The sequence below is a fragment of the Bartonella sp. B1098 genome (assembly GCF_944896145.1).
Taxonomy (GTDB): Bacteria; Pseudomonadota; Alphaproteobacteria; order Rhizobiales; family Rhizobiaceae; genus Bartonella.
The window spans coordinates 865,782-882,776 of sequence record NZ_CALYLP010000002.1; the positions used below are offsets into that span (position 1 = coordinate 865,782).

Genomic DNA, 16,995 nt, shown 5'->3' on the forward strand with positions numbered 1-16,995 from the left:
AATTTTTGTGCATATATTGCCACATTCTTGTCTTTTCTCTTAAAACACATAGGCGGATTTTCTAAACTTCAACAATCAAAACTAAACCTGTTCAATTTTGGGACAAAGACAAGAATAAACTTTGCAATAAATTTTAATAAAAAAAGCTTTTATGCAAATTTTCTCTCAAACGAAGGGATCTTAATAGACGGAGAAACATTATAAATTATGAAAGCAAAACAAGATTTTACAGGAATGACAACAGGTTTTTTACTTTGCTACAATTTGTATCATATTTGTTTTGCAAAAAAAATGTGAACTCCCATATAAATAAGTGTGGGTAATTTGCTACCACAGCAATAGAAAGGTCTAAGAAACCATGAAAGATACACCAACAATCACGCAAACGATTGTACTTGTTGATGATGATCGCAATATTTTGACATCTCTATCTTTTGCGCTTGAGACAGAAGGATATCGGGTTGAAAGCTATACGGATGGAGCATCTGCACTCAAAGGTCTCACACTTCACCCCCCACATTTAGCTATTTTTGATATTAAAATGCCCAGAATGGATGGGATGGAGCTCTTGCGTCGTTTACGTCAAAAATCTGATATTCCCGTTATTTTTCTGACGTCCAAAGATGATGAAATTGATGAATTATTTGGTCTTAAAATGGGAGCTGATGATTTTATTACAAAACCTTTCTCCCAACGTCTTCTCATTGAGCGCGTAAAAGCTATTTTGCGCCGTTCCAATGCCCGTAACCAACCACTTTCTGCAGGAACTACTTCCACCTCTTCTCTTAAACGTGGAGATCTTGTGATGGATCAAGAACGTCACACCTGTACATGGAAAGATAAACCTGTTATTTTAACTGTTACGGAATTTTTGATTCTGCAAACCCTCGCACAAAGACCAGGCGTTGTAAAAAGTCGTGATGCTTTAATGGATGCTGCCTATAGTGATCAAGTCTACGTAGATGATCGCACCATTGATAGTCACATTAAACGTCTGCGTAAAAAATTTAAACAAGTGGATGATGATTTTGCAATGATTGAAACACTTTATGGTGTAGGTTATCGTTTTCACGAGGTATAAAACTGCTTTGTCGCAAAAATTTGAACGGCAATCAAATCGATGACAGACAATTCTCAACTGGAAACTCTAAAAAAAATAGCTCCTAACGGTATATCCTCAGCGCCATTTCTTATGTTTGCTCGTTTACACCTTCGAATACAACGTCTCTTTAGACAATTGCTTTTTTCCAGTCTCACACGCCGCATTGTTATATTAAACATTGCTGCCCTTGCCGTTCTGGTTACAGGCATTTTATACCTTAACCAATTTCGCGATGGTCTCATTGAAGCAAAAATTAAAAGTTTATGTACCCAAGGAAAAATTATCGCTGGGGCTATTGCTGCTTCTGCAACAGTAGATACAAATTCTATCCTGATTGATCCCCAAAAACTCTTAGAGTTACAGACTGGTGAAAGCGTTACACCCGCCCCTCAATCAACCGACTCTTGGGATTTTCCCATTAATCCTGAGCAAGTTGCCCCTCTTTTACGACGTCTCATCACACCTAAAACAACAAGAGCACGTATCTATGATCGTGATGCTACTTTACTGCTTGATTCGCGGGTTCTTTATTCTAGTGGAGACGTTTTTAGATATGATTTACCCCCACTTAAAACAGAACAAAATATATGGGATCGCCTTACTTCGTGGTATTCAAACACATTTTATGACAAAGGTATTATTTCTGATAGAGAACAAACAAAAAACCGTGGTATTGCTTATCCAGAAGTCTACCGAGCATTAAACGGATCTCTTGCTACCGCCAAAAGACGTAACAGACAAGGTCAACTTATCGTTTCTGTTGCCGTTCCTGTTCAACGCTATCGCGCAGTGGTTGGTGCCCTTCTTCTTTCAACAACTGGCTCCGATATTGATAACATTGTAAAGGCCGAAAGACTGGTTATATTTAAAGTCTTTGCCGTTGTAGGTAGCGTACTTTTAGTTCTTTCGCTCTTTTTAGCCCATACGATAGCTCATCCATTAAGCAAATTATCTGCCTCTGCTAACCGAGTGCGGAATGGCAATAATCAGCGTGTAGAAATTCCTGATTTTTCGATGCGTGAAGATGAAATTGGCCATCTCTCAACCTCTATTCGTGACATGACCAATGCCCTTTATATGCGTATTGAAGCCATTGAACGCTTTGCGGCTGATGTAAGCCACGAATTAAAAAATCCCCTTACTTCTCTCCGCAGTGCTGTTGAAACTCTTCCTCTGGCTAAAAATGAAGAAGCACAAGAAAAATTGCTTGAAATTATTCAACATGATGTGCGCCGTCTTGATCGATTGATTACAGATATTTCTGATGCATCGCGGCTCGATGCAGAGCTTGCACGAGAAACTGCAGAGATCGTTGATATGACACCGCTTTTGGAAAGTCTTGTTCATGCCGTTCAGGAAGTATATCGCAATGCACAAACCATCGATGTAAGCCTTAATATTACCCCACGTCCTTATGGAAAAGCTTATCTTGTGTTGGGACATGAGCTCCGTTTAGGGCAAGTAATTTCCAATCTTCTTGAAAATGCACGTTCCTTTATTCCTCGTAATCGTGGCAAAATTTGCATTACTATGAAAAGCCATGCTTCAACTCTTATTTTAACCATTGAAGACAATGGCCCTGGTATTCGTTCAGAGAATATTGAACGTATTTTTGAACGTTTCTATACTGATCGACCCAACGAAGATGCTTTTGGGCAAAACTCTGGACTGGGCCTTTCTATTAGTCGGCAAATCATCGAAGCCCACAATGGGACAATTACAGCCGAAAATATTATTGATCCGTCACCTGGAAAATGTAAAACTGGTGCACGCTTTATTATTATGCTTCCCCTCGTTAAATAATCTTTTACCCAAAGTAAAGGACATGAAAACAAAATGTGAAATACTCCACGCAAATTGCCTTCAATTGGGTGGAAAGGGGCTGTTAATTAAAGGTCCCTCGGGATCAGGAAAATCGACCCTCACCCTTGCTTTGCTTGACCGCGCTGAGTGGTCAAAACGTGAAGCAAAACTCATCAGTGATGATTATACAATGCTACGTGTGGAAAATGGAAAACTTCACGGATACACGCCTGACAACTTACAGGGTGGTATTGAGATTCGTGGCGCTGGTCTTTATATGATAGAATTTCAAAAGCATACAACCGTTGACTGTGTTATTTTTCTCGGACCCGAATATGAACGTTTTTCCACAAATAAAACTTTTCAATTTGAAGATTTGCACATTCCTCTTTTAAAACTTCCTTCTCTCCGTGAAGCCGATTGTACCGCCATTTGTCAAGCTATTGAAGCATTTTTGTTTAGAAAATTATGGCGCAAACCTGTTTAATTTTTTTCTAAAGATAAAAAAATCACACTTTTTGCCTTTTTTTTGCAAATTTTTCTTGGCAGCAAGACAAAGCATTGTAAAATACCTTTCCCACCAATATGGTCGGATTTTATTAGTTAACAGGAGTTTGCGTAAATGATTGGACTCGTGCTTGTAACGCACGGTGAGTTGGCTGTTGAATTTTTACATGCCGTGGAACATGTTGTTGGAACACAAGAAAAGTTCGCAACAATATGCGTTCATCCCGATGACGATATAGATCAGCGCCGAGGTGATATTATAGCCGCAGTAACCGATACAAATACAGATCATGGCGTCATCATATTAACAGATGTGTTCGGTGGAACACCATCAAATATAGCTATTCCTGCTATTGAAAAAGGACGCGTTGAAATGATTGCGGGGGTTAATTTGCCCATGCTTATTAAATTGATTTCTATTCGCAAATGCCCTGATATCTCATTATCAGACGCGTTAAGAATAGCACAAGAAGCAGGGCGTAAATATATTAATGTACCAAGTATGATTTTATAGCGGATGATACAATACTGATGCTTTCCAAAGATGCCCTCTCCTCTCAAATAAGCCGTCATTTCAATATCTGTAATAAACGTGGGTTGCATGCAAGGGCTTCTGCAAAATTTGTACAAACTGTTGATAATTTTAACGCTACTGTTGAAGTTGAAAAGGATGGAAAAATCGTTGGTGGATCATCAATTATGGGACTCATGATGTTAGCGGCTTCAGCCGGTTGTAACCTTACCATTCGTGTTTGGGGACCAGAAGCAACAGACGCTCTTAATGCTCTTGAAAAGCTCATCAATAACAACTTTGGAGAGGAAAACTAGCGCTTTCTCATAATAAACAAGGATGATGATTCTTAGAGAAGAAAAAATTTCCATCATTATCTTGTATTTTGATTGCTTTTCTCGTTTTTATGCCAAATTTTTTTTACTTTCTTTCCTAACATTATTTTGCCAATTTAAATAGTTGTTACGTATTATAGGCTGTTACCCACCTTAACTGTAATGATTGATATCTTTACAGAAAAGAGAATTTTGACTTGGACTGAATATGTTTTCTTTTAGGCAAAAGAAAAATATCAAGATAATTTCAAGAATCAGAAATTGATCAACTTTCGTTATTTTCTGCTAACTTTGCAGCTTTTTATAATACACAAGCAATCCCCGACTTCAAATCATTGTGTTGTGGATTATGAAAACGCAATTTTTATCGATATCATAACCATTTTCTTACAATAAATAAGCTTTTTGTATTTATAATTATGGGAAGCACTTTTTAGACATTCTTTTTCTATACTATTGCCTTATCTTCCGTGGCATTTTTCACTGTTGATTTAGCCGTCATTGCACTTGGGATAGCACCTTTTCATTATAAGGAGATAATATTATGGATCGTTTATTTAGTGCCCTTCAAATTCCTCAACAAACAACACAACAACTTGTATCGTTGCAAAATGGCTTACCAAATGCGCAGTGGATTAATCCGCAAAATTTTCACGTCACTTTGTCTTTTTTTGGTGAAGTTGAAAGTGCTATAACAGATGCACTTAAGCATGCCTTTGACACAATAAAGCTCCCTCCTTTTAGGCTACAAATGAGGGGTTTTGATGTTTTTAGTTCGGAAAATACTCCACATTCTCTTGTTATTCGCATTAGACTTTGCGAAGCTCTCAATCTTTTACACGAAAAAATGCAATGTATTCGCAGCCATTTAGGTCTAACACCTGATAAAAGAGAATTTACGCCGCATATTACTGTTGCGCGACTGCTCGATATTAAGCCTGAAGACCTTCCTTCTTATTTGTCCTCTCGGAGTGATTTTTCATTTCCTCCCTTTGATATTGATCATTTTGTTTTATTTTTATCGCCATCTCCCTCAAGCGATGCTCCATATATTGTAAAAGGAAGTTGGCCACTTCAAAGATAAAAGGGTGTTTGTAACACCCTTTAAAACTTTTTGAGGAAAGACCCCATATACGCGCACTTACAGGGAATGCTGCATTTTACGCTAGAAGCTTGTTATTGATATGTTTTAAGCCGAATCAGTTTCAACAGAAGCTTCTTTTGTTCCTCCTTTAGCCACACCCACGATTGCTGGGCGTAAAACCCTCTCTCCGATAATATAACCAGCCTGAACCACTTGTTGAACCGTGTTATCGGGAACATCGGCATTAGGAATTTCAAACATCGCTTGATGAAAGTGAGGATCAAATTTTTGCCCCTCTGGATGAATTTTCTGCACCCCATGACGCTCTAATGCTGCCATCATGGCACGTTCAGTCATTTCAACACCTTCTGCCAATGATTTCAAACCAGAATCACTTTCTCGTGAACCTTCTGGAATTGCTTCCAAAGCGCGATTGAGATTGTCAGAAACAGATAACATATCTCGTGCAAAATTAGCAATGGAATAAGCCTTCGCATCCGCTACATCACGCGCAGTACGGCGTCGAAGATTTTCCATATCCGCAGCAAGACGTAAAAGCTGATCTTTCAACTCTTTGTTTTCATCCTGCAAAGATGCTAAAGGATCAATCTCACTACTTTCTTCTTCAACGTCTCCGTGTGCTTCTGTTTTATGTGTTTTTAAAAATTCATCCGCTGCTTGTTTAAGTGTATTACGATCAGTTGGATTTTTTAAATCACAATTTTCAAATGAAGCATCAGTAAACTTGTTTTTTTCATCAGACATAAAAATTCTATTCCTTCATAAGATTTGTTATTCTCGATATCGAAATTTTACAGACAAAAATCAAGGGGTATTAATGCATATTAATACAATGTGCTTTTATAGTACAAATACTTACCTGCACCGTTTAACGCAATAACTGTGACACAAGTTGAGCTGTATAATCAACCATGGGCACAATCCTTGCATAATTAAGCCGTGTAGGACCAATAACACCTAAAGCACCAATGACTCTTTGTTGTGAATCACGATAAGGTGCTACGACTAAAGAAGAACCAGAAAGTGAAAATAACTTATTTTCTGAACCAATAAAAATTCGGACCCCTGACCCTTCATCCGTTAAATCGAGAAGCTGTGCCATACTCTCACGTGTTTCAAGATCATCAAACAAATGGCGTAACCGTTCTAAATCTTCTTCTGCTTTCACATCTTCAAGTAAATTACTGCGTCCACGAACAATGAGGTGAATTTTATGATCAGCATCTTTTCCTCCCCAAAGAGCTAATCCCGTTTCAACAAGATGATGCGATAAATCATCAAGTGCAGCCCGTGTTTCTGCGCATAGGCAAGCAATTTCCCCTTTAGCTTCACTCAATGTACGCCCTTGAATATGGGCATTGAGAAAATTCGTTGCTTCTGTCAATTGTGCATGGGTAACCCCTTCTGGCAAATGAACAATACGATTTTCAATCTCACCTTGTTGAGTCACTAAAACGGCAAGAGCATGCTCTCTATCAAGACGCACAAATTCAATATGTTTCAATGTTCCTTCTTGTTTTGTTGCGAGAACAAGTCCTGCTCCACGAGAAAGATCTGAAAGAACCCGGCTTGCTTGAACAAGAAAATGTTCAACCGATTGTGCATGACCCGCCTCTTTGACTTGCATTTCAATATTTTCTCGCTCTTCGTTTGGCAAATCACCCGCTTCCATAAATGCATCAACAAAAAAGCGTAAACCCGATTGGGTTGGCATTCGCCCTGCTGAAATATGCGGGGCATAAATCAAACCGAGATGTTCAAGATCACTCATCACATTGCGAATCGTCGCAGGTGATAAGGTCTGTTGCAAAAGTCGCGAAAGATTGCGTGACCCTACAGGTTCACCATCATTAAGATAAGCTTCAACAATATGGCGGAAAATATCACGCGAACGCTCATCAAGATATTTTAGTTCATTATCAATAGGCTTGTGCTTCATCACAATTGTTTCACTACTTAAAAAACACTCTTCTCTTATATAAGTTTTGCTAAGGTTTGGTCAAATAATCTAAAGTAGTATCAAAACATATTATCCCTATTGAGCCATAAAACACCATCTTTTAGAGTGATGATATAAGCATATAAATTATGCATGAAGTGTTTTTTATTAGAGGGTGTGATTGGATATTTAAGACAGGAATTGGTCTCTTTAGGAGCTTACCAAGAAGAGCTTGTTTGTTTATAAACCACTGGAAGTAGAAAATTAGTTTTTTACCATAAAAAAGCTTTCATAAAAAAATCGTTTCTCATAGCTTTTTAATCATTGTCTTTACAAAATACGAAAATTTTTATTTGAATAAAATATCATAAAACAAGTAAAATAACTCTATCATATAAAATCAAGCAGAATGTGTGTATATGAGCATTTAAGCTGGTTCTTAGCACAAGAATAGTTCCCCTTTCATTTTTGGAGAAATCTATATGAGAAGCATAGCAGATAAAAAACTTGTCATTGCGACGCATAACGCCGGCAAATTACATGAAATCACCACCTTGGTTGCACCTTTCGGTTTAATAATACAATCAGCAAAAGAGCTTGGCTTGCCAGAACCAAAAGAAACAGGAACAACATTTGAAGAAAATGCTTATATTAAAGCTTTTGCAGCAGCAAAAAAGACAGGACTCCCTGCCCTCTCTGATGATTCAGGCTTAGAGGTCGATGCATTGGATGGTGCACCGGGCGTTTATACAGCTGATTGGGCGATTCAAGCCGATGGTACACGTAATTTTCCAAAAGCGATGCAAAAAATAGAAGATGAACTCCAAAAAGTCGGAGCACGAGAAAAAAGCCAACGAAAATGCCGTTTTATATCCGTCATTTGCATTGCGTGGCCTGATACTCACGCAGATTATTTCCGCGGATACGTTGAAGGAACATTCATTTGGCCTCCACGGGGAGATAAAGGCTTTGGCTTTGATCCTATTTTTTTACCAGATGGATATGAAAATACCTTTGGAGAAATGTCAACAGAGCAAAAACACGGCTGGCAACACAATGGTATTCCCCCTCTTTCACATCGCGCACGAGCTTTTAAACTTTTGGCTGAAAACCTTTTGGCATTCTCATGAATGAACCTTTTGGCATTTACATTCATTGGCCCTTTTGTGCTGCTAAATGTCCCTATTGTGACTTTAATTCACATGTTCGCCTCCATGGTGTTGATCAGCCGCGTTTTGTCACCGCCTTTGAGCGCGAAATAGAAACGCAATACCATAAAATAGGTCCACGCCATATTACGAGTATTTTTATTGGTGGGGGAACCCCTTCTCTTATGGAGCCACAAACTGTTGATGCCCTCTTGCAAGCACTTGCAAAAAAGTGGATACTTGATGATAAAGTTGAAATTACATTGGAAGCTAATCCATCCAGTGTGGAAGCAGAACGTTTTCGCGGATACCGTGCTGCAGGTGTTAATCGCTTATCTCTAGGAATACAAGCACTCAATGATAAAGCATTGCGCAAACTTGGCCGACTCCATAATGTAGAACAAGCTCTTTATGCAATTGATTTAGCTCGGCAAATTTTTCCACGCTTATCCTTTGATCTTATTTATGCTCGCCCCGAACAAACCCTTAAACAATGGAAATCTGAACTTGTACAAGCCATTGATTTGGCAGCAGACCATCTTTCTCTGTATCAATTAACAATCGAAGAAGGAACCGCCTTTAAACGACTTCATGATGCAGGAAGGCTTATCCTTCCCCCATCTGAGCTCGCAGCAGATCTGTATCATCTTACCCAAGAAATAACAACTCTGTATGGACTTCCTGCCTATGAAATCTCAAACCATGCCATGCCTGGTGCTGAATCAGCACACAACCTTCTTTATTGGCGTTATCACCAATATGCAGGCTTTGGTCCAGGAGCACACGGCCGTTTTATTGAGAACATACCAAATCATTCTTCCACCTTTTCAAAAACATCTTTATCACACCTTGAAAACCATGAACGTTATGTCACTATCAATGAAAAGAATCCCGAACAGTGGCTTGAATTAGTCGAACAAACAGGGCATGGCTGTATTGAAACAGAACGATTAACTCTTCAGCAACAGGCAAATGAAATGCTCCTCATGGGTTTGCGCCTTTGTGAAGGCTTGGAACTTACACGCTATGAAACCTTAAGCTCCAAACGCATTCCAATGGAAAAACTTATCGATTTACAACACCAAAAATTGGTAGAAATGGTGGATAATCAACGCTTAAAAGCAACAACCAAAGGACGTATTGTTCTTGATTACATCATCAGCCAACTTGCAAACTAAAGTTTTTATAGCGACATATTGATTTTAATGATCATAATTATTTTTCATAGCAAAAATGAAACTAAAGTATCGTAAAATTTTTTTTAAAACTGTTTATAATACATTAATAACAACCATTCACTTACCCCTTAAAGGTAAGGGAATTTTTGGATAAAAATGACTTTTATGAACACTTTCAAATGCCAAAAGCTATCGTCATATTTTGAGATAGAAAATATATGATGGTCTAACTTTCTTTTTTAGAAGCGTAAAGGTGATGATTCACAGAGCTGAAGGCTTTACGAGAAAAAATTCCAGCTTTAAAATTGCGCACCACGTACTCTAAAACCACTTGATATATTAACACCTAAAACGACAATGTTTTATGGGAACAAAAGGGTTTTGTGGTAAAATAAGATAAAGATACTATTGAACCAAACAATTATTTTTTTATGCAAAAAAATCAACAATAAAACACTCATAAATAACTGTGAGCGTTTCCACTGCATCAAGGGCGACACATTCATCAACCATATGCATCGTTTGCCCTGGTAAGCCAAATTCAACCACGGGGCAATAATCCTTAATAAATCGCGCATCTGAAGTTCCCCCAGACGTGGAGCATTCTGGCACACTCCCTGTTACACTTTTAATAGCATTGGATAAAATTTGAATAAGTTTATCATTTTTGGTCAAAAAAACATCCCCTAAACTCGGAATCCATTTAAGCTGATAAGAGGGATATTGACCGCTGTTATTTTTTGATTGCACCAAAGCAAGACGCTTTTCAATTTCCGCCATCAAGGTTTCTTTTGTCCAAAGATCATTGTAGCGTATATTAAAACGAACCGTTGTCTGCGCTGGAATAACATTGACCGCCAAATTACCGGTATCAATGGTTGTTAGCTCTAAATTACTGGGTTGAAAATTCTCTGTCCCTTGATCTAAAGCCGTTTGTGTCAATGCTTGAATAAGCTTATTTGCCAAAGGCAAAGGATTAGCAGCCCGCTCTGGAAAAGCAACATGACCTTGGCGACCTTTCACAGTAATAATCCCAGAAATCGATCCGCGACGACCAATTTTGATAACATCACCAACAGCCTTTACGCTTGTTGGTTCTCCCACAAGAGCTGCAGTCCATTTTTCGCCTTTTTCTTCTGCCCATTGGAGAAGTTTTACCGTACCATTAACAGCAGGCCCCTCTTCATCACCAGTAATCAAAAGGCTTATCGTTCCTTTAATGGATTGTTTCTCAAGAACGCGCGCGAGAGCTGCAATAAAACAGGCAATACCGCCTTTCATATCAACAGCACCCCGCCCATATAATTTCCCCTGATCTATAACAGCTTCAAAAGGTGGATAAGTCCAATCTTCTAATGCACCTGGCGGTACGACATCCGTATGACCTGCAAACATAAGATGGGGTCCTTCGCTTCCCATTTTTGCATAAAGATTTTCAACATTATCTGTATTTTTATCCGTAAAAATAGGGCGCTCAACATGAAATCCCATTTTTTTCAAAAATTGTTCCAACGTTGATAAAGCCCCTGCTTCATGAGGTGTAACAGAAGGACAACGAATCAGTGCCTGTAATAGCTGAAGTGGATCTGTAAGAACAGACATAAAAACCCCTTCCCATTTGTTATAAATTATCGGAACTTAAGGGTATTACGCTGAATGGCAAAAAAGATAAAGTAAAAACATTGAAGACACTCAGCAAACCAAGCAGGGGAGGACAATCGTGCTGAGAGCTTCAATGGCTTCCTCATCATGCATGACGAAGCACACATACAACGAAACACTCAACAAAAAGTTCCGTTAAATATTGCTCTCATTTGCAAGTTTTTACGCCTCTAATTTATATGAATCAAAATTAATGGCGTGTAGTCTATGAGCATTTTCTTTCAACCAAGCACGATACGTTTTACTATCAGGGCAAAGTTTCTCACAAAGAGCCCAAAATCTTGGTCCGTGATTCATTTCAACAAGATGAGCAACTTCATGAGCGACAACATACTCAACAACTTCTTTTGGTGCCATAATAAGGCGCCAAGAAAAAGAAAGACGCTTATCGATGGAACAAGATCCCCAACGACTTCTCGTGTCTTTATAACAAATGGATTTAACTTTCCGCTCTACCTGATGGGCATAATGTGCCACCAAAGGTGTTATAATAAGTGCTGCTTGTTTTTTTAAAACATCAGCAATGCGTCTTGGAAGATATTCTAATTGACCATAAACAATAATTTGAGGCCCTTGCTCCGCATCTTCTGTAACAATTTCTGTTACTCCACGTCCTTGCTCATGCTTTATGGTATGGGAAACACCCAGGAAGGGAATTGTTGCGCCCTCTTTGAGATAGGTATTTTCATGAGAAATTTGTATACGCTTAAGGCGCATCTCAATCCAAGACTGATGTTTTTCAATAAAACTTTCAACCGTACAGAGATTTATCGCTGGTGGTGTTGTTACACAAATCTCCTGACTGCTGGCATCAATACGTAAGGTAAGACGGCGGGCGTGCTTATTCTCCCGCACACGTATAGGGATAGCACGATCAGAAAAAATAAAATGCTTTTTAGAAATGCTCATATATTTATCTTCATCATCAATAAATAGCCCCCTTATTTTGCATTAATCTGATTAATTAAAGATCTCAAGGCTGTTTCTAGACAATCTAAATCCTGTGGACGAGAAAAACGGTGATCTGCATCACGCACAAGTGTCAATGTTACGTCATGAAGAGGTAAATGATCAAGTAAAGTCAATGTATGCTGATAAGGTATCTTATCATCTTCCATTCCTTGGAGAATATGGATTGGACAGCCAACATCAATACATCCTCTCATGACACAATTTTCGCGTCCATCTTCAATCAATTTTTTTGTAAAGGGCATCGGCTCCTCATCACCAACAGCAGGTCGTTCAATATAGCCTTTTTCTTCCAAAATTTTCCATTCTTCAGGGCCTAATTCTGGTTCCACCAATGTTTGTGTAAAATCAGGCGCTGGAGCAATTAATATCATACCAGCAAGCTTCTTATTTTTCTGTGCTAGAATCATAGCAAGCCTTAAAGCAATCCATCCTCCCATAGAGGAACCAACCAAAATTTGCGGCCCCTCACAATAGGTTTCAAAAGCTGCTAAACTTTCGCTCACCCAACGAGAAATCGTTCCCTGAAAAAAATCTCCTTCAGATTCCCCATGGCCAGAGTAATCAAAACGTAAACAAGACAAATCATGCTTTTGAGCAAACTGATCAATCAACATCGCCTTACTTCCCAACATATCGGACTGATAGCCATGAAGCCAAACCAAACCTGGAGAGTGGTGCCCTTTGCGATGGCGTACTGCAAGAGCAGTGTCCTCAAATGAAAAAAACTGGCAAGGAATATTTTGATTCATGATTCTTTTCCTCCATAAAACAATTTCTTTAAATCAAGAGAAAAACTTTTATAATCTAAATCACTTAAAAAAGTAACAAATCAAATAATGAAAAATACACGAATTATAGTTGTTTTTATGTACATAATTGTATATTAAATTAACTGTAATTGAATCAAAATGAAGGAGCATAAACCATTCGTAAACCGTTTAAAATGACACCTACCCAAAAAGACGGACCACGTTCAAATCAGGATATTCGGGTATCTCATGTGCAGCTTATCAATGATGAAGGACAACATCAGGGAGTTGTTGCAATACAAGAGGCTCTTGCTATGGCCGCAGAAGCTGGACTTGATCTGGTTGAAATTGTACCAAATGCCGAACCGCCCGTATGTAAAATCATTGATTTGGGCAAATTAAAATATCAAACTCAAAAAAAAGCTGCAGAGACGCGTAAAAAACAAAAAGTCATCGAAATCAAAGAGATTAAGATGCGTCCGAATGTTGATGTTCATGATTATGGAGTCAAGCTCAGGGCTGTTCATCGCTTTATTGATCATGGTGATAAAGTAAAGATTACTTTGCGTTTTCGTGGTCGTGAGATGGCTCACCAAGATCTTGGATTAAAGCTTCTTCAGCGTGTGAAAGAAGATACAAGTGAAATTGCCAAGATTGAATTGGAGCCAAAACTTGAAGGGCGGCAAATAATGATGGTGATAGCACCTAAATAGTTTTTCATTGGAATATGTCTATGTACAACTCATCAAGATGAGCATGTAAGTATATCGTTTAGAAGCACCATGTTATGGGGTTGTGTGGTGCTTTTAAGGTTTTGTAAATGTGTATAGATCTTTTTAAGAGTTTAATAGTGCTTCCTTGATTTATAAGAAGAACATATTAAATGAGAGAGCGTTAGCATCGTAAGGTCTTCTTCATTTTCAGCTCTCTTATTCATGGAATTCAGCAAAAAATCATTTTCTTGTACATCACAAACAGAGATAATGCATAAAATATTAAAAAAGTAGAAATATCTTTTGTAAACCATTTAAAATGCCAAAGCCTGTAGCAATATGGAAACTGGTAAAGAAATGATGGGGTGTTAGTTTGAACTTTCGTAATCATAAAGATAATGGTGCCTTTTAGCACTACCACCATCATCTGTTACTTGCAATGGCAACGTATTGGTTTATAAAACAATTCATTGTTTTGCATGTTGAATAAGAGTCCCGAAGATTGTAGGATTCTTTCATTTCAAATCTGTTTCATGTTGAATCAATCAAAATCGCTTGCTTGCACATTACAAGTGAAGAGAATTGTGTGAAGAAAAACTATACAAAAAAAGAGTAAAAATGCCTCTCATAAATCGTCTCGAGTGCCAGCGGTTATCGCTACACGCACGAGCTGTCAAAGTGTGTGATGGTGTCGACTTGTTTCTTCATAAGCGTAAAGATGGAGGTGCTTAATAACAACACTTTACCAAACTGTATTCAATAAGCCAGTGGACAACCTGTGTTTATTTTTTCAAATCAGCGATCATCTCCTCATTAAAAATTTCCCCTTATTATCCACTCTACTGTCAGCATTCTCAGCAACTTTAGCCACTATCTCTTTTAAAGAGAGGTTGTTTTGTTGATTCATCACCAAAGCCTTTAAAAATTTTTTATTTCTTTGGTTTTAACCTAACCTTCTGAATGTAATAGGATAAAGCGTATACGCAACATTATAGGATGAAAATGATATATTTATAAATGCTCAAAGCATAAAAAATTTCTTGCGCGATATTTTACATGGAGCGGAATAGAATAACATATTAATTAATGATAATAATTTATATTTTTGCTCCTTGAATAAGAGAAGTGAATATCGTAGAATTCTCTCCTTTCAAATCTTTTAATATGAAATCAAACAAAAATACTCACTTGTGCATCATAGGGGATATGATGTGCATAGAAAGAAATCATTATCCTCTTATGAAACTTTTCAAGCGACTAAGGGAGATTGTTGCAATATGCAAATGCCAATAGAGTAATGGTATCAGCTTATATCTTATAGATGGTGTCTATAGGGCACAGACCATTTCTGAAGAATTTCACGTTATACGAAACGTTATCGCATGAAAGAACATGACGCACATTGAAAGAAGAAGGCTCTTTTTGTAAAAAAGATTAAGGAGCTTTAATTAAGAGCGCTTCAATCTTGCATAAAACAACAAGAAAATATAGAAGCACTTCATGGCCAAAAAACAACTTTCCTCTTTTGATAAACATCTTATTATCCGCCTTTTGCGAGAAAATTTTCATAAACATGCGCGTTGGTACAGTGCAGCGATTATTTCAATGATCATCATTTCCTGCACAACGGCAACCAGTGCATGGATTATGCGTGATGTTGTTAATTATATTGTTGATGCGCAAAATTTTGCTATGATCGTTTTGATTTCTAGCTTCATTGCTTTTATCTTTATTCTTAAAGGGATTGCAACTTTTGCCCAAACTTACTTTTTAAGCAAAGCAGGCAACAGTATCATTGCTGAACAACAGCGCAAAATTTATGCGCGCCTTATGGAACAAGGTGTCTCTTTTTATCACAATAATACGTCATCTGATTTGCTTGTTCGCGTAACCCATAATGCAACAGCTGTGCGTAATATTATTGATACGATTATCACAACTTTTGTGCGTGATTTGCTCTCCGTTAGTGGTTTGTTGCTCGTCATGTTCATTCAAAACTTTGTGTTAATCTCCATTACTTTAATCGTAGGACCACTGGCTTTTTTAGGTGTTCGAATGGCTTTAAAACGCGTTCGCCGCCTTATGGAAAAAGAACTTCTTTCACTTGGTGAAATTATCAAAATCGTCCAGGAAACGGCTGTTGGCATTCGAGTCATTAAGGCTTTTTCACTAGAAGAAGTTATGAAAAAAAGGATGGACAAAGCCATTTGGGATGTTGAAAAACAAACAAACAATATTGCAACACTTGAAGCGATTACCAATCCAATTATGGAAACACTCACAGGTGTCGCCATTGCGGGTATTATCTGTTTTTCCGGATACCTTGCTACCCAACGCTCAGGTGTTCAAGGTGAATTTATGTCCTTTATTGTTGCTTTACTTTTAGCTTATGAACCCGCAAAAAGACTAGCAAATGTCCGTGTCAAAATTGAATCTGGCTTGGTCAATATCCGTACAATGTTTGCAATACTCGATCGTCCCCTTACTGTTATAGAACATAAAGAAGCTAAAGATCTAAATAAAACGCAAGGAGCTATTCATTTCGAGGATGTTTCTTTTGCATACACTGATAATAAAATGGTATTGAAAGACATTAATCTAGAAATAGAATCTGGAAAAATGACAGCGTTGGTAGGACCATCTGGTTCAGGAAAATCAACCCTTATCAATCTTATTATGCGCCTCTATGACCCCACAAAAGGACGCATATTGATTAATGATCAAGACATCCGCTACACAACATTTCGTTCTCTGAGAAACCTGATGGCCTACGTAGGGCAAGATACTTTTCTCTTTCAAGGAACCGTTAAATATAATATTGGGCTTGGAAAAGAAGGCGCTCGTGATGATGAAATTATCGCAGCAGCAAAAGCAGCAAATGCTCATGATTTTATTATGAATTTGCCAAATGGTTATGATACACAGATAGGCGATAATGGTTGTAATCTTTCGGGGGGACAAAAACAACGCCTTGCTATTGCTAGAGCAATGATTCACGATAGTGAAATTCTGATTCTTGATGAAGCAACAAGCGCTCTTGATTCACACACCGAAGCACAAATCAATGAAGCCATTCATCACCTTACCAAAGGGCGCACAACGATCATTATTGCGCATCGCCTTTCAACGATTGCTCGTGCTCATAAAATTGTGGTCATACAAAATGGACAACTAATTGAACAAGGAACTCAGAAAGAATTACTCGCAAAAGAACATGGGTTTTATAAAAAACTTCATAATATCCAGTTCAAAAAGCACACGTCTTAATTTC

At 38.0% G+C, this 16,995-nt stretch carries 15 protein-coding genes; 10 read left to right on the forward strand and 5 right to left on the reverse strand.

Annotated features, from left to right (window positions below; genetic code table 11):
* The first annotated feature begins 358 nt into the window (after positions 1-358).
* The 6 genes from NNJ85_RS03655 (at position 359) to thpR (ending at position 5,342) form a co-directional block, all read left to right on the forward strand.
* Complete coding sequence (locus NNJ85_RS03655) at positions 359-1,081, forward strand: response regulator transcription factor (protein WP_254473616.1); 723 nt, start codon at positions 359-361, stop codon at positions 1,079-1,081.
* 39 nt (positions 1,082-1,120) lie between these two features.
* The gene (locus tag NNJ85_RS03660) at positions 1,121-2,905 is read left to right on the forward strand and encodes a sensor histidine kinase (RefSeq protein WP_254473617.1); all 1,785 of its coding nucleotides are present in this window, start codon (positions 1,121-1,123) and stop codon (positions 2,903-2,905) included.
* A gap of 22 nt (positions 2,906-2,927) precedes the next feature.
* Entirely contained in the window at positions 2,928-3,392 is a 465-nt protein-coding gene (locus NNJ85_RS03665) for an HPr kinase/phosphatase C-terminal domain-containing protein (RefSeq protein ID WP_254473618.1), read from the forward strand.
* Positions 3,393-3,527: 135 nt separating this feature from the next.
* On the forward strand, positions 3,528-3,926 hold the full coding sequence (locus NNJ85_RS03670) for a PTS sugar transporter subunit IIA (RefSeq protein WP_005774388.1): 399 nt from the start codon (positions 3,528-3,530) through the stop codon (positions 3,924-3,926).
* A 17-nt stretch (positions 3,927-3,943) separates the two neighbouring features.
* Positions 3,944-4,240, forward strand: a complete 297-nt coding sequence (locus tag NNJ85_RS03675; protein WP_254473619.1) for an HPr family phosphocarrier protein — start codon at positions 3,944-3,946, stop codon at positions 4,238-4,240.
* Between the two features lie 562 nt (positions 4,241-4,802).
* Positions 4,803-5,342 (forward strand): RNA 2',3'-cyclic phosphodiesterase, encoded by a 540-nt coding sequence (thpR, locus tag NNJ85_RS03680; RefSeq protein ID WP_254473620.1) that lies wholly within the window; start codon positions 4,803-4,805, stop codon positions 5,340-5,342.
* Positions 5,343-5,447: 105 nt separating this feature from the next.
* Here the strand turns inward: thpR and grpE are convergent, their stop codons facing one another.
* Both grpE and hrcA read right to left on the reverse strand, forming a co-directional pair.
* Entirely contained in the window at positions 5,448-6,107 is a 660-nt protein-coding gene (gene grpE, locus NNJ85_RS03685; RefSeq protein WP_254473622.1) for a nucleotide exchange factor GrpE, read from the reverse strand.
* A 124-nt stretch (positions 6,108-6,231) separates the two neighbouring features.
* Positions 6,232-7,302: a heat-inducible transcriptional repressor HrcA gene (gene hrcA, locus NNJ85_RS03690; RefSeq protein ID WP_254473624.1), complete on the reverse strand. Its 1,071-nt coding sequence runs from the start codon at positions 7,300-7,302 to the stop codon at positions 6,232-6,234.
* Positions 7,303-7,784: 482 nt separating this feature from the next.
* Between hrcA and rdgB the strand changes: the two genes are divergently transcribed.
* Positions 7,785-8,432 carry an RdgB/HAM1 family non-canonical purine NTP pyrophosphatase gene (gene rdgB, locus NNJ85_RS03695; protein ID WP_254473626.1) on the forward strand — a complete coding sequence of 216 codons (648 nt, stop codon included), beginning with the start codon at positions 7,785-7,787 and terminating at the stop codon, positions 8,430-8,432.
* Positions 8,429-9,628: a radical SAM family heme chaperone HemW gene (gene hemW, locus NNJ85_RS03700; protein ID WP_254473628.1), complete on the forward strand. Its 1,200-nt coding sequence runs from the start codon at positions 8,429-8,431 to the stop codon at positions 9,626-9,628. Before rdgB ends, hemW begins: the two co-directional genes overlap by 4 nt.
* A gap of 429 nt (positions 9,629-10,057) precedes the next feature.
* Here hemW and dapE read toward each other — a convergent pair whose 3' ends face one another.
* From dapE to NNJ85_RS03715, 3 genes are all read right to left on the reverse strand, one after another.
* Complete coding sequence (dapE, locus tag NNJ85_RS03705; RefSeq protein WP_254473629.1) at positions 10,058-11,230, reverse strand: succinyl-diaminopimelate desuccinylase; 1,173 nt, start codon at positions 11,228-11,230, stop codon at positions 10,058-10,060.
* Between the two features lie 222 nt (positions 11,231-11,452).
* Complete coding sequence (locus NNJ85_RS03710; RefSeq protein ID WP_254473630.1) at positions 11,453-12,199, reverse strand: M48 family metallopeptidase; 747 nt, start codon at positions 12,197-12,199, stop codon at positions 11,453-11,455.
* Positions 12,200-12,231: 32 nt separating this feature from the next.
* The gene (locus NNJ85_RS03715) at positions 12,232-13,011 is read right to left on the reverse strand and encodes a carboxylesterase (RefSeq protein WP_254473631.1); all 780 of its coding nucleotides are present in this window, start codon (positions 13,009-13,011) and stop codon (positions 12,232-12,234) included.
* Between the two features lie 194 nt (positions 13,012-13,205).
* Between NNJ85_RS03715 and infC the strand changes: the two genes are divergently transcribed.
* Positions 13,206-13,724, forward strand: coding sequence for a translation initiation factor IF-3 (gene infC / locus NNJ85_RS03720; protein WP_254473632.1), 519 nt, complete (start codon positions 13,206-13,208; stop codon positions 13,722-13,724).
* A gap of 1,500 nt (positions 13,725-15,224) precedes the next feature.
* Positions 15,225-16,991, forward strand: a complete 1,767-nt coding sequence (locus NNJ85_RS03725; RefSeq protein WP_254473633.1) for an ABC transporter ATP-binding protein — start codon at positions 15,225-15,227, stop codon at positions 16,989-16,991.
* Positions 16,992-16,995: the final 4 nt, after the last annotated feature.

Excerpts from the sequence above, each read along its gene's own strand:
- hrcA (WP_254473624.1), bottom strand. The coding sequence starts at position 7,302 with ATGAAGCACAAGCCTATTGATAATGAACTAAAATATCTTGATGAGCGT.
- NNJ85_RS03670 (WP_005774388.1), top strand. The coding sequence starts at position 3,528 with ATGATTGGACTCGTGCTTGTAACGCACGGTGAGTTGGCTGTTGAATTT.
- NNJ85_RS03660 (WP_254473617.1), top strand. The coding sequence starts at position 1,121 with ATGACAGACAATTCTCAACTGGAAACTCTAAAAAAAATAGCTCCTAAC.
- dapE (WP_254473629.1), bottom strand. The coding sequence starts at position 11,230 with ATGTCTGTTCTTACAGATCCACTTCAGCTATTACAGGCACTGATTCGT.
- infC (WP_254473632.1), top strand. The coding sequence starts at position 13,206 with ATGACACCTACCCAAAAAGACGGACCACGTTCAAATCAGGATATTCGG.
- thpR (WP_254473620.1), top strand. The coding sequence starts at position 4,803 with ATGGATCGTTTATTTAGTGCCCTTCAAATTCCTCAACAAACAACACAA.
- hemW (WP_254473628.1), top strand. The coding sequence starts at position 8,429 with ATGAATGAACCTTTTGGCATTTACATTCATTGGCCCTTTTGTGCTGCT.
- NNJ85_RS03655 (WP_254473616.1), top strand. The coding sequence starts at position 359 with ATGAAAGATACACCAACAATCACGCAAACGATTGTACTTGTTGATGAT.
- NNJ85_RS03725 (WP_254473633.1), top strand. The coding sequence starts at position 15,225 with ATGGCCAAAAAACAACTTTCCTCTTTTGATAAACATCTTATTATCCGC.
- NNJ85_RS03710 (WP_254473630.1), bottom strand. The coding sequence starts at position 12,199 with ATGAGCATTTCTAAAAAGCATTTTATTTTTTCTGATCGTGCTATCCCT.
- NNJ85_RS03715 (WP_254473631.1), bottom strand. The coding sequence starts at position 13,011 with ATGAATCAAAATATTCCTTGCCAGTTTTTTTCATTTGAGGACACTGCT.
- grpE (WP_254473622.1), bottom strand. The coding sequence starts at position 6,107 with ATGTCTGATGAAAAAAACAAGTTTACTGATGCTTCATTTGAAAATTGT.
- NNJ85_RS03675 (WP_254473619.1), top strand. The coding sequence starts at position 3,944 with ATGCTTTCCAAAGATGCCCTCTCCTCTCAAATAAGCCGTCATTTCAAT.
- NNJ85_RS03665 (WP_254473618.1), top strand. The coding sequence starts at position 2,928 with ATGAAAACAAAATGTGAAATACTCCACGCAAATTGCCTTCAATTGGGT.
- rdgB (WP_254473626.1), top strand. The coding sequence starts at position 7,785 with ATGAGAAGCATAGCAGATAAAAAACTTGTCATTGCGACGCATAACGCC.